This window comes from Verrucomicrobium sp. GAS474 (assembly GCF_900105685.1).
Lineage (GTDB): Bacteria > Verrucomicrobiota > Verrucomicrobiia > Methylacidiphilales > GAS474 > GAS474.
The window spans coordinates 1,260,186-1,273,600 of sequence record NZ_LT629781.1; the positions used below are offsets into that span (position 1 = coordinate 1,260,186).

At 70.3% G+C, this 13,415-nt stretch carries 9 protein-coding genes; all 9 read left to right on the forward strand.

The window, feature by feature from the left end; translation table 11 throughout:
- Positions 1–2 precede the first annotated feature (2 nt).
- The 9 genes from BLU04_RS05110 to BLU04_RS05150 all read left to right on the forward strand — a co-directional run bounded on the left by BLU04_RS05110 (position 3) and on the right by BLU04_RS05150 (position 13,291).
- The gene (locus BLU04_RS05110) at positions 3–1,727 is read left to right on the forward strand and encodes a sulfite reductase subunit alpha (protein ID WP_093283059.1); all 1,725 of its coding nucleotides are present in this window, start codon (positions 3–5) and stop codon (positions 1,725–1,727) included.
- Positions 1,728–1,733: 6 nt separating this feature from the next.
- Positions 1,734–3,473: a NirA family protein gene (locus BLU04_RS05115; protein ID WP_093283060.1), complete on the forward strand. Its 1,740-nt coding sequence runs from the start codon at positions 1,734–1,736 to the stop codon at positions 3,471–3,473.
- 10 nt (positions 3,474–3,483) lie between these two features.
- Positions 3,484–5,283 (forward strand): DmsC/YnfH family molybdoenzyme membrane anchor subunit, encoded by a 1,800-nt coding sequence (locus tag BLU04_RS05120; protein WP_093283062.1) that lies wholly within the window; start codon positions 3,484–3,486, stop codon positions 5,281–5,283.
- A 23-nt stretch (positions 5,284–5,306) separates the two neighbouring features.
- Positions 5,307–7,580, forward strand: a complete 2,274-nt coding sequence (locus BLU04_RS05125) for a molybdopterin oxidoreductase family protein (RefSeq protein ID WP_093283064.1) — start codon at positions 5,307–5,309, stop codon at positions 7,578–7,580.
- 122 nt (positions 7,581–7,702) lie between these two features.
- Positions 7,703–9,454, forward strand: a complete 1,752-nt coding sequence (locus tag BLU04_RS05130) for a methyl-accepting chemotaxis protein (RefSeq protein ID WP_093283067.1) — start codon at positions 7,703–7,705, stop codon at positions 9,452–9,454.
- Between the two features lie 30 nt (positions 9,455–9,484).
- Positions 9,485–9,850: a hypothetical protein gene (locus BLU04_RS05135; RefSeq protein ID WP_093283070.1), complete on the forward strand. Its 366-nt coding sequence runs from the start codon at positions 9,485–9,487 to the stop codon at positions 9,848–9,850.
- Between the two features lie 45 nt (positions 9,851–9,895).
- Positions 9,896–10,393 (forward strand): MOSC domain-containing protein, encoded by a 498-nt coding sequence (locus BLU04_RS05140; RefSeq protein WP_197673037.1) that lies wholly within the window; start codon positions 9,896–9,898, stop codon positions 10,391–10,393.
- A complete protein-coding gene (locus tag BLU04_RS05145) occupies positions 10,390–11,061 on the forward strand; it encodes a molybdenum cofactor guanylyltransferase (protein WP_093283075.1) in 672 nt (223 codons plus the stop codon). Before BLU04_RS05140 ends, BLU04_RS05145 begins: the two co-directional genes overlap by 4 nt.
- Positions 11,062–11,074: 13 nt before the next feature.
- Positions 11,075–13,291 carry an adenylate/guanylate cyclase domain-containing protein gene (locus tag BLU04_RS05150; RefSeq protein ID WP_157895138.1) on the forward strand — a complete coding sequence of 739 codons (2,217 nt, stop codon included), beginning with the start codon at positions 11,075–11,077 and terminating at the stop codon, positions 13,289–13,291.
- Positions 13,292–13,415: the final 124 nt, after the last annotated feature.

Consider the following 13,415-nt stretch of genomic DNA (forward strand, 5'->3'; position numbering starts at 1 on the left):
CGATGAAAACCGTCCCCTTCATCCCGGAAAACGCTCCCTTCCGCCCCGACCAGCGGCTCTGGCTCAACGGCTACCTGGCGGGGCTCTGCGCGACGGTCGCCGTCCCGGGCGAGGGTGGGGAAGCGGCTCTTCCCCCGCCGTCCCTCCCCCTCGCGATCCTCTACGGCAGCCAGACCGGGACCGCCGAGGCGCTGGCGAAGAAGATCGGCAGGGAGGCGAAGGGACGGGGCTGGGCTCCCGAGGTCGTCGCCGCCGACGATCACGCGAAGATCGATTGGACGAGGCAGAGCCGCCTCCTCGTCGTGATGAGCACCTACGGCGACGGCGAGATGCCCGACAACGCCCAGGCCTTCTGGACCTGGCTCCAGACCGAAGGGGCCGCCGCCGCCCTCGCCCACCTCGACTACGCCGTCCTCGCCCTCGGCGACACGAATTACCCCGAGTTCTGCGCCGCCGGGAAGAAGATCGACGACCGCCTCGCCGTCCTCGGCGCGAAGCGGCTCCACGCCCGCGCCGATTGCGACGCCGATTACGAAGGCAAGGCGAGGGAATGGATCGGCGGGGCCTTCGCGGTCCTCGGCTCGCCTTCCTCCCCGGCGGCGGAGGCTCCCGGGGAACCGGCGCAGGACGAGGCGGGTTGGTCGAAGAGCCGTCCCTTCCCCGCCCGCCTCGTGGCGAACCGGAAGCTCAATGCCGAGGGCTCCGGGAAGGAGACGCGCCATGTCGAGATCTCCCTCGCGGGCTCCGGCCTCGCCTACGAGGCGGGCGACGCGCTCGGCGTCCTTCCCTCCAACTGCCCCGCCCTCGTCGACGACCTCCTCGCGCTCCTCGGCCTCGCGGGCGACGCCGCCCTCCGCGAGACCCTCCGCACCGGTTACGACATCACGAAGCCTTCCGCCGACCTCCTCGCCAAGGCGGGGGAGACCAACGCGGAACTCCGCGACCTCCTCGCGCCGGAGCGGAAAGAGGCCCTCCGCGACTGGCTCTGGGGCCGCGAGGTCTACGACCTCCTCGCCGCGACGCCCGCCCTCCGGCCCGATGCGGCGGGCCTTCTTGCCCTGCTGAAAAAGATGGCCCCCCGGCTTTATTCGATCTCGTCGAGCCCGAAGGCCCACCTCGAGAAGGACGGGACCGTCCACCTCACCGTCGGCGTCGTCCGCCACCACTCCCACGGGCGGGCGCGGAAGGGCGTCTGCTCGACCTTCCTGGCCGATCTCGCCGGGGAGAGCGTTCCCGTCTTCGTCCAGACCTCGCACGGCTTCCGTCCGCCCGCCGACGGCGCCGTCCCGGTCATCATGGTCGGCCCCGGCACCGGCATCGCCCCGTTCCGCGCCTTCCTCCACGAGCGGCTCGCGACAGGCGCGAAGGGGAAGAACTGGCTCTTCTTCGGCGACCAGCGGGCGGCGACCGATTTCTATTACCGCGACGAGCTGGAGGCGATGCAGGCCTCGGGCCACCTCACCCGCCTCTCCACCGCCTTCTCCCGCGACCAGGAGGAGAAGATCTACGTCCAGACCCGGATGGCCGAGGAGGCCGCCGCGCTCTGGGCGTGGCTCCAGGAGGGGGCCCACTTCTACGTCTGCGGCGATGCCTCGCGGATGGCGAAGGACGTCGACGCGGCGCTCCACCAAGTCGCCGAGAGGGCGGGCGGGATGACGCCCGAGGCCGCCGCCGCCTACGTCCGCTCCCTCAAGGAAACGAAGCGCTACCAGCGCGATGTCTATTGATTCCCCATGAACCCGCTCCAACAGATCAACGGCGAGACCCTCAACGACGAGCAGAAGACCTACCTCGACGGCTTCTTCAGCGGCCTCGCCTCGCGCGGCGTCCGCTTCGGCGACGTCGAGCCCGCTCCCGTCGGGGAAAAGCAGGCCGACCTTTCCGACCTGATCGCCGAGGAGCGGATCAAGCGGGAACTCCATCCCCTCGACTCCCACTCCCTCCTCCTCGACTACGCCGCCCACAACAAGGCCCCCGACAAGGAAGACCTCTTCCGCTTCAAGTGGCACGGCCTCTTCTTCCTCACCCCGATGAAGGAGGCCTACATGGCCCGCCTCCGCATCCCCGGCGGCGTGCTGAAGGGCTTCCAGCTCCGCGAACTCGCCCGGATCGCGAAGGACCTCACCACCGGCTACCTCCAGGTCACCACCCGGGCCAACCTCCAGATGCGGCTCATCGCGCCGAAGGACGCGCCCGAGTTCCTCCGCCGCATCCAGGCGATCGGCCTCCACACGCGGGGCTCCGGGGCCGACAACATCCGCAACCTCACCGCCAGCCCGACCTCCGGGTTCGATCCCGGGGAGCTGATCGACGTGATGCCCCTCTGCCTCGAGCTCGGGCAGATCTTCCTCCACGACCCCGCCTTCTACGACCTGCCGCGCAAGTTCAACATCGCCTACGACGGCGGCGGCCGCGTCAGCACCGTCGAGGACACGAACGACATCGGCGCGAAGGCGGTCCGCGTCGGCGACGAGATCCTCTTCCGCCTCGCCGTCGGCGGGGCGACGGGGCACAGGAGCTTCGCGCGTGATTTGGGCATCGTCGTCCCCCCGGCGGAGCTGAACCAGGTCGTCGCCGCCCTCACCCGCGTCTACATCGCCCACGGCAACCGGACCGACCGGAAGAAGGCGCGGCTGAAGCACCTCCTCGAGGCGTGGGGCCCCGACGCCCTCGCCCGCTACGTCGCCGAGGGGGAGAAGCTCCTCGGGAGGACGCTGCGCCGCGCCCCGCTCGCCGCAGGGGAACTCCGCTATCCCGGCCAGGAAGGGGAGGCCGACCGCGCGCCCCATCCCCACCTCGGCGCCCATCGGCAGAAGCAGCCCGGCCTCTTCTACCTCGGCGCCTCGGTCCCCGTCGGCCAGGTCACCGCCGACCAATTGGTCAAGCTCGCCGACCTCGCCGACCAATACGGCTCCGGCGAGGTCCGCCTCACCGTCTGGCAGAACTTCCTTCTCCCGCACGTCTCCGAGGCCTATGTCCCGACCGTCCGGAAGCTCCTCAGGCACGTCGGCTTCCCGACCGAGCAATCGCTCCTGCGCGGCGGCCTCGTCGCCTGCACGGGAAGCGCCTACTGCAAGTTCGCCCAGGCCCCGACGAAGCGCGACGCCCTCGCCCTCGCCGATTACCTCGACAAGCGGGTCACCCTCGACCTTCCCGTCAACATCCACCTCACCGGCTGCCCCAACTCGTGCGCCCAGCACTACATGGGGGACATCGGCCTCCTGGGGACGAAGGTGAAGATCGGCGGCGAGAGCGTCGACGGCTACCACGTCTTCGTCGGCGGCGGCTTCGGGGCCCACCGCGAGCTGGGCCGCCAGCTCTTCACCGGCGTCGCCTTCGGCGACCTCGGCCCGACGCTGGAGAAGGTGCTGAAGGGTTACCTCCGCCGCCGGAACCCGGGCGAGGCCTTCCGCGACTTCACCCGCCGCCACGACCTCAACACCCTCCAGGCGATTTCCTCGAACGAGGAATAGGAGCGCGGCCATGCTCGATCTGCTCCATCACGACGAAGGGAACGACGGAGGCCACGCCACCCTCGTCGACCTCCTCCTCGCCGAGCAGCGCGATCTCTCCGCCGTGGACCGCTTTTCCGAGCGGCACGCCCGCCACGCGGCGGGGAGGGGGCCGGCGCTGGAGGGCCACTACCGCGCCCTCCTCCCCGCCGCGCCGCCGGGGGAAGGGGAGCAGTACGCCTTCTCCGTCGATCTCGACGCCTGCTCCGGCTGCAAGGGATGCGTCTCGGCCTGCCACAGCCTGAACGGCCTCGACAAGGAAGAGGAGGAGACCTGGCGCTCCGTCGGCCTGATCCACGGCATCGGGGAGATCGACCGCCAGCCCTTCCAGCAGACGATCACGACCGCCTGCCACCATTGCGTCGAGCCCGGCTGCCTCAGCGGCTGCCCCGTCCTCGCCTACGAGAAGGACGCCCGGACCGGCATTGTCCGCCACCTCGACGACCAGTGCATCGGCTGCCAGTACTGCGTCCTGAAATGCCCCTACGACGTCCCGAAGTACTCGCCGAAGCGGGGCATCGTGCGGAAGTGCGACATGTGCGCGTCCCGGCTCGCCGCCGACGAGGCCCCCGCCTGCGTTCAGGCTTGCCCCAACGAAGCGATCACGATTACCGTGGTCCGCAAGGGGGAGGTCGCCGAACGGGCGCGCCGGGGGGAGTTTCTTTCCGGGTCCCCCGACCCCGGCATCACTCTCCCTTCCACGCGCTATCTCTCCATGCGGACCGCCCCCGCCACCCTCCATCCCGCCGACGCCCACCGCCTCCGGCCCGAGCCCGGCCATCCGCCGCTCGTCGCGATGCTCGTCCTCACCCAGGCCTCGGTCGGCCTCCTCGCCGCCGACCTCGGCCTCCGGCTCCTCACGCCGACCTTCGCCGCGGTCCACCCGCCCCTCGTCGCGCTCGCCGCCCTCCTCGGCCTCGCCGGGATCGGCTCCAGCATCCTCCACCTCGGCCGCCCCCTCGGGGCCTGGCGCGCCTTCCTCGGCCTCCGCACCTCGTGGCTGAGCCGGGAGATCGCCGCCTTCGGCCTCTTCGCCGCTCTCCTCGTCGCCGACCTCGCCCTGACCCTGATGGAGCCCCTCGCCCACGGCCTCCTTCCCTCCGCGCTCGTCGATCCCGTCGTCCACGCGATCACCTGGTTCGGCGGGAGCGAGGCGGCGCTCCGCGCCTTCGACCTCGTCGACGCGGGCGCGGTCTTCCTCTGCCCCTTCGTCGTCGCCCTCGCGGCGCTCCTCCTCGCCGTCGGCCTTCCCGCCGTCTGGACCTCGGTCATGATCTACGCCGACACCCGGCGCGAGGCGTGGGGCCGGGGCCGGACGGCCTTCCGCTTCTACGGCACCACCCTCCTCCTCGGCCTGGCCGGGACGGTCCCGATCCTCGTGCTGGAGCGGGCCTCGGACCGCCTCGCCGCAGCGGCCTACGTCCTCCTCCTCGTCCTCGCCTTCGTGAAGATCGTCGGCGAGGCGCTCCTCTTCATCCGTCCCGGCTTCGACGCGGAGGAGCGGGAGCTCTCCCGCCACACGCCGCTCCAGAAGACCGCCCTCCTCCTCATCGGGCCGCTCCGGCCCTTCCTCCGCGTGAGGGTCGTCAGCGGCTTCCTCGGGGGCGTCATCCTTCCCTTCTGCCTCGCCGTCGACATGCCTGGGACAGCCACGGCGCTGCCGCTCGCGATCGCGGCGGCCTTCCTCCTCCTCGTCGGCGAGCTGGCGGAGCGTTACCTCTTCTTCGCCTCGTGCGCCGCGCCGAAGATGCCGGGCCATTTTGAAAATTGAGAACCGAGGACGACGCCCGCGCCATGACCTCCCCCCTTCCTCCCCTCCGCGCGTGGGACGGCCCGCTGACCCGCGACCTCGTCCTCCGCCCCGGCGACTTCGGCCTCGGCCACGTCCCCGAGCGGCTCCGGCCCGACGCCCTCGTCACCTCGGTCTGCGGCTTCTGCTCGACCGGGTGCGGCCTGAACATCCACATGAAGGGGGGCCGGGCCGTCAACCTCACCCCCGCCGCCGATTATCCGGTGAACCTCGGCATGGCCTGCCCGAAGGGATGGGAGGCCCTCGCCCCGCTCGCCGCCCCCGACCGGGGGACGACGCCCCTCGTCCAAACTGGATCTGCGCCGGGCCGCTTCGCCCCCGTCGGCTGGGAGGCGGCGGCGCGGCTCTTCGCCGACCGCTTCCAGGCCGTCGCCGACCGGCACGGCCCCGATTCCCTCGCGTGGCTCGGCACCGGGCAGATCTTCACCGAGGAGCTCGCCCTCCTCGGCGCGGTGGCGAAGTTCGGCATGGGGTTCCGCCACGGCGACGGCAACACCCGACAATGCATGGCGACCGCCGTCGCCGCCTACAAGGAATCGTTCGGCTTCGACGCGCCCCCCTTCACCTATGCCGACTTCGAGGAGACCGACGTCCTCTTCCTCGTCGGCTCCAACCTCTGCATCGCCCACCCGATCCTCTGGCAGCGGATCGTCCGGAACCGGCGGGGCGTCCAGGTCATCGTCGTCGATCCCCGGCGGACCGAGACGGCGACGGCGGCGGCGGCGCTCTCCCCCGATCCCGCCTTGAGCCACCTGGCGATCCGGCCGAAGTCCGACCTCCTCCTCTTCCACGGCCTCGCCCGCCTCGTGGTCGAGGGAGGGGGAGTCGATGCCCCCTTCGTCGCCGCCCACACCGAGGGGTTCGACGACTTCGCCGCCTTCCTCGCCGATCCCGCCTACGCCGCCGAGGCCGTCGCCGCCGGGACCGGCCTCCCCGTCGAGACCCTGCGCACCCTCGCGGCGCTGATCGGGAAGGGGAGCGGGAAGCGGGTCTCCTTCTGGTGGACCATGGGGGTGAACCAGGGCCACGAGGCGACGCGGACCGCCCAGGCGCTGATCAACCTCGCCCTCCTCACGGGGAACATCGGGAAGCCCGGGACCGGGGCGAACTCGATCACCGGCCAATGCAACGCGATGGGCTCCCGCCTCTTCTCGAACACGACGGGGCTCCTCGGCGGGCGCGATTTCCGGAACGCCGCCCACCGCGCCGAGGTGGCGCGGATCACCGGGATTCCCGAGGAACGGATTCCCTCGGAGAACTCCCTCGCCTACGACCAGATCGTCGAGGGGATCGAGGCCGGAACGATCAAGGGCCTCTGGATTGTCGCGACGAACACCGCCCATTCGTGGATCGGGAGCAAGACGATCGCGAAGACGCTGGCGAAGCTCGATTTTCTCGTCGTCCAGGACCTCTACCCGACGACCGAGACGGCGCGGCTCGCCCACCTCTACCTCCCCGCCGCCGGATGGGGGGAGAAGGAGGGGACCTTCATCAATTCCGAGCGGCGGATCGGCCACTCGAAGGCCGTCTCCCCCGCCCCGGGCGCGGCCCTTTCCGATTTCCGCATCGTCCGCCTCCTCGCCGAGGCGTGGGGCCGGGGCTGCGGCGAGCTCTTCCGCGCATGGACGACCCCCGAGGCGGTCTTCCGCCTCCTGCAGCGGCTCTCCGCCGGGCGGCCCTGCGACTTCAGCGGCATCGGGGAGGGGAAGGGCGACCCCTACCGTCACCTCGACGAAGCGGGCGGCATCCAGTGGCCCTGGGCGGCGTCGCAAAAGGGAGAGGAAGAGGGAGAGCCCGCGCGCGAACGGCGACTCTTCGAGAGGGGGGAAAACCGCTTCCCCCGCCCGAACGGAAAGGCCCTCTTCGTCTACGCCGCCCCCCGCCCGATGCCCGAGAGGCCCGATGCCGAGTATCCCTTCCTCCTCCTCACCGGGCGGGGGAGCTCGGCCCAATGGCACACCGGTTCCCGGACCGAGAAATCAGCCGTCCTGCGGAAGCTCCGCCCCGGGGCGATCTACGCCGAGGTCCATCCCGACGACGCGCGGCGGCTCGGCCTCGGCCCCCGGGATTCGGTCCGCATCGTCTCGCGCCGTGGGAGCGTCGTCGCCGCCGCCTACGTCACCGCCTCGGTGCCGCCGGGCCACGTCTTTCTGCCGATGCATTACGCGGAGACGAATCTCCTCACGTTCCCCGCTTTCGACCCCCACTCCCGCCAGCCGTCCTACAAGGCCGCCGCGGTCCGACTCGAAGTCCTCTGAAGGCCGGGGCTACAAGGGGCGGGGCTGTAGGACAAATCCGACAGCCGAATCGGCCTTTCGCCTATTCTGCGATCGGGTCCGGTACGGGAGACTCGGGAAAACCATCCCACCCCGCCCCTCCCATGAATTTGAATTTCAAGAACTGGTCCATCGGCAAGCGCGTCCTCACCGGCTTCGTCTCGGTCATCCTCCTCAACGCCGCCCTCGGCGTCGTCGTCTTCCTCGGCCTCCACAGCATCCGGCACGAGATCGACGGCTTCGACGGGAAGATCCCCTCCGGCATCGTGAACTGCGACGCCCCCAGCGTCGCGACGATCCTCGACATCTCCGACAAGAATTACCGGAACCACCTCCTCCTCGCCGACCTCCTTGCCGCGACGACCCCCGAGGCCGAGCAGAAGATCCGCGCCCAGATCGAGGCGAACGCCGCCGCCATCAAGAAGGACGCCGCATGGTACGAGACGACCCTCTCCAGCGACGAGGACTTCAAGGTCTGGAACGCCTTCAAGGAAAAGCGCGCCCGCTACGTCGAGCTCCGCCAGCAGCTCTTCGCCCTCGCCGAGGCTCACGACACGGCCGGGGCCACGGCCCTCTACAACGGCGCGCTCCGCCTCGCCTTCAACGACTACAGCGCGACCTTCGGCCCCCTCAACCAGAACAACACCGATTCCCTCACCGAGCACGGCGCCAACTTCTCCCAGAAGATGTCCCTCCTGACGGCGGTCATCCTCGGCGTCGTCCTCTTCACCACCCTGATCGGCGTCGGCGTCGCCGTCGCCATCGTCCGGGGGACGAACCGCGCCCTGAACGACATCGCCGGGGTCCTCGGAAACAGCTCGACCCAGGTCTCCTCCGCCTCGGGCGAGGTCTCCTCCAGCAGCCACGTCCTCGCCGACGGGGCGAGCCAGCAGGCCTCGGCCCTGGAGCAGACGAGCGCCTCCCTCGAGGAGCTCAGCAGCCTCAGCCGCCAGAACAGCGAGAGCGCCGTCAGCGCCCGCGACAATGCGCGGAAATCCCTCCAGAGCGTCCAGTCGGGCTCCGCCGACATGCGCGAGATGAGCACCGTGATGGCCGACATTCAGAGCGCGGGCGGCGACATGAACGTCGCCATGGGCGAGATCAAGAAGTCGAGCGACGACATCGCCAAGATCATCAAGACGATCGACGAGATCGCCTTCCAGACGAACATCCTCGCCCTGAACGCTGCCGTCGAGGCGGCCCGCGCCGGGGAAGCCGGGGCCGGGTTCGCCGTCGTCGCCGAGGAAGTCCGCTCCCTCGCCCAGCGGAGCGCCGAGGCCGCGAAGGAGACCGCCCGCCTCATCGAGAACTCGATCACGAAGAGCGCCCAGGGGGTCGAGATCACCGGGAAGGTCTTCGCCCAGGTCTCCCAGCTGGGGACGGCGGCGGAGCGCCTCGACGCCCGCCTCGAGGGGATCCTGAAGCAGGTGCAGGAAGTCGACCGCCTCAACGACTCGATCGCGCTTTCCTCCGACGAGCAGAGCAAGGGGATCTCCCAGATTTCCCACGCCGTCACGAGCATGGACAAGGTCACCCAATCGAACGCCGCCGGGGCCGAGGAGACGGCGAGCGCCGCCGAGGAGCTCAACGCCCAGGCCGAGGAACTCCGCTCGATCACCGAGAAGCTGAACCAGCTCGTCGGCCGCTCCGCGACCCACTCCGCCTCCCCCTCTTCCCGCCGTCCCGCACGGCCTGCCGCCGCTTCGGCTCCCTTCCACTTCGCAGGGGAAGCCGATCCGATTCCGCTCCCCCGCTCCCGACCCTCGACGCCGGTGATCTCCCGGATTGTCCAGACGATCCCCGCCGCCGCGCGGAAGAACGTCGGTGCCTTCAAGGGAGCCGGCAACGAGAGCTAAGCCGGGCCCGAATCTTTCGCCCTCCCTCCGATGAAAACACCCAACCGTCTCCCGGCCGCCCCGGCTCCCCCGCCGCTCACCTTCGGGGAGATCGCCCGGACGATGGATGATGTCCGGGCCGCCGACAACGTCATGGCCGAGATCGTCCGGGACATCGACGAGATCGCCTTCCAGGCCGACATCATCGCCCTCCGCGGCCAGGTGGCGACCGAGGTCCGGGACCTCCAGTCCCAGGCGAACGAGCTGCGCGACATGGCGGGCAAGCTCGGCTGCCTCGTCGGCAGCCTCATCGACGCCGAACTGCGCCGGAGCCCCGGCTCCGGCTCGGGCCGCCCCTCCCTCGCCCGCCATCTGGCGCGTCCTCCGGCCCCGCGCCGTCATGCCGATCCGGCCTGATCTTTCCAATTTTCCTTAGAGAGAAAACAGGGGTAGAATAGGATCGTGATCGTCCGCCGCCTCTACCTCTCCCCCGGCCATAATTTCTTCGGCCACTACGGCCAGGCTCCCGGCACCCATGCGACGGTCGCCGTCGGCCAGGTCGAGTGTGTCGCCGGGCGGGGCATCCGGGGGGACCGTTTCTTCGACTTCAAGGAGAACTACAAGGGCCAGGTCACCTTCCTTTCGGAGGAGACCTTCCTCGCGCTCTGCCGGGAACTCGGCCTGTCCGAGGCAACGACCGATCCGGGCCTGATGCGCCGGAACATCGTTGTCGCCGGGGCCGACCTCGACGCCCTCGTCGGGGCCGAGTTCGAGGTCCAGGGCGTCCGCTTCCGGGGCACCGCGCCCTGCCTCCCCTGTTCCTGGATGGATCACGCGCTGAAGCCGGGCGCCGAGGCCTACCTCACCCCCGGCTGTCGGGGTGGGTTGCGTGCGGCCATCGTCACCGACGGCACGCTGACCGCCGCCCTCCCGGCTCCGGCCCCGATCCCCACGGCATGAGCGAGACTCCGGGCCCCTCCTTCGCCTACGCCGCCGCCCTCTTCGTCGGCGGGCGATCGACCCGGATGGGGGAGGACAAGGCGGGCCTGGCGTGGCGGGGCCGCACCTTCCTCGACCTCCAGCTCGGGACCCTCCGTTCCCTCGATCCCGCGCCCGCCCGCCTCTTCCTTTCGACGCGGGAACGGGGAGAACCCCCGGCCCCCGACGTCGAGGTCGTCCCCGATCTTCCCTCCCACCTCGATCGCGGCCCCCTCGGCGGCCTCCTCGCGGCGCTCACCCGCGCCGAGGCGGCGGGGCTCCCGTTCCTCCTCGCCCTGGCGATCGACATGCCCCGGATGACGGCGGCGTGGCTCCGGCCCCTTCTCCTGCAGGCCCAAGCCCAAGCCCAGGCTCAAACGCAGCAAGGACCCGGCGTGATTCCCGAGCTGGCCGGGGGGCGGCTGGAGCCGCTCGCCGCGCTCTGGCCCGTCGCCCTTCTGCCCGAGATCGGCGAGCAGCTGGCGGGACATGACGCCGCGCTCCACCGCCTCGCCCGGCGCGGGATCGAGACGGGAAAGCTCGTTCCGCTCCCGGTGCGGGCCGAGGACGAGGGGCTCTTCCTCAACGTCAACCGGAAGAGCGATTGGGAAAGCCTGGAAAATCTGGAAGGGCGCTCCATCGTCGGCTAAGGTCTCCCCGCCGATGCGTTTCACCCTCACCCTTCGGAGGCTCTTCCTCCTCAGCCTGTTCGGCCTCGTCGCGGGGCTCGCGGTCCTGTTCTGGCAGATCCTTTCGGTCTCCGAGACGACGCTGCTGCGGAGCGCCGAGCAATTCCAGAGCCAGGTCGCCCACGAGGCGGCGAAGGGGATCACCGATTACCTCGGGCAGGCCCCGTCGGCCGTCTCCCTGTTCGAGAAGGGGATGAACCAGGGCCTCGTCCGGGTCGGCGAAACGGCCTCGGTCCGCTCGGCCCTCCTCTCCCTCCTCCTCGCCGACGAGAGCCTTTCCGAGGTCAGCTTCACCTCGGCGACGACGGTCGGCACCGGCACCGGGTTCGACAAGGAGGGGAACCGGCTCCTCGTCCCCGGCACGGCGACGGAGATCTCGGTCTTCCGGTCGAAATTCGGCGAAGACCGGATCGTCTGCCGGAAAATCTGGTTCGACCGGGAGAAGAAGCGTTTCGTCTCCGAATCGGTGGTCACCGAGATCGGTTCCCGCACCTGGACGCCCCGGCCCGATGCCTTCCAGGCCGTCGATCCGACCGACAACCTCACCTTCCAGACCCCCGCCTCCGAAGGGCAGGGGCAGGGCATCCTCTCGACCGACCTCCACTGGTCGCAGCTCGACGACGCCCTCCCCGAGGCCGAGCGTCGCGTCGAGCTGAGCTTCATGAAGGCGATGTCGGAGGGCGGAAAATTCGCCGGGGTCCTCCGCGTCGGCCTCCTCAAGGAGCGGATCTCCCAGGCGGTGACGCTCGAGGGCTCGGGGCTCGAACCCCGGCGGATGGGCGCGCCGACGGTCTTCCTCTGCGACGAGCAGGGCCGCCTCATCGCGGCGAGCTTCGATACCGAGGGGAAGATCGCCGAAGTCGGCGGCGGCGACCTCCGCCTCGCCGTCGCCTCCCTGCCCGACGAGGTCCGGGCCGCCCTCGCCTCGCCCGTCCTCCCGACCATCGGCAAGCCGGGGACCGGGGGAGGGGCCGCCGCGACCCACGCCACCGCGCCGCTCCCCGTCCTTTCCCACGGCCAGGTCTTCCTCTGCACCTTCCGCGCCCTGCCCGGGACCCAGGATTGGATCGTCGGCGTCATGGCCCCCCGGGACAGCTACCTCGGGCCGCTGATCGACCTCCGCCACCGGCTCCTCGGCGTCTCCCTCGCCCTCATCGCGGCGATCATCGTCGTCGGCTTCCTCGTCCTGCGCGGCGTCGGCCGCGCCCACGGCCTCATCACCGCCGAGACGGCGCGGATGAACGCCTTCGACTTCGCCCCCTCCCGGAACCGTTCCGCGCTCTCCGACATCGGCGAGGTCCTCGCCGGGCTCGAGCGGGCGAAGACGGCGATGCGGGCCATGGGGAAGTACGTTCCCGTCGACCTGGTCCGCCGCCTCTACCGGGACGGGCGGGAGCCGGTCCTCGGCGGCGAGACCGCCGATCTCTCCCTCCTCTTCACCGACATCCGCGATTTCACCGTCTTCTCCGAGGCGACGCCCCCCGATCGGCTCGCCGTCGTCCTCGGCCGCTACCTCGACGCGATGGCGCAGGCGATCCAGGGGGAGGCGGGGACCATCGACAAATACATCGGGGACGCCGTGATGGCGTTCTGGAACGCGCCGGAGCCCCTCGCCGACCATCCCGTCCGCGCCTGCCGCGCCGCCCTCCGCTGCCGCGAGGCATTGGGGCGGCTCTACGATTCGCCCGGCTGGCGCGACGAGGGACTCCCCCGCTTCGAGACCCGCCTCGGCCTCCACCGCTGCGCCGCCTCCGTCGGCCACTTCGGCGCCGCCGACCGCTTCAACTACACCGCCATCGGCGACGGCGTGAACCTCGCCTCCCGGCTCGAAAGCCTCAACCGGCACTACGGCACCGCGATCGTCGTGAGCGAGGCCGTGTGGAACTCGCCCGGCGTGCGGGAAGCCTTCCTCTTCCGCCGTCTCGACCGGGTCGCCGTCAAAGGGAAGGCGGAGGGCGTGGCGATTTTCGAGCTGTTGGGAGAGATCGGGATGGAGATCCCTGCCGCCGTGGCGCGGTACGAGAAGGCGTTCGACACCTATCAGCGAGGCGACTTCGCCGGGGCGCTCGGCCTGTTGGAGGGGAGTGAAAACGACGGTCCCTCCCGTTTCCTCGCCGAGCGGTGCCGTCGTTACCTGAAGACCCCGCCTGAATCCGGCTGGGACGGTGTTCAGGTCTTCGACGCGAAGTAAGGTCTCGGCTTCGCAAGCACTGGGACGCGTGATTATCCCAAGGATGCTTTTCCCATAGAGCTGTCTCCCAATAGGAGTCTGGGCGTATTGGCCCCGTCTCTCCCTGCAATACGTACCCTCCGAC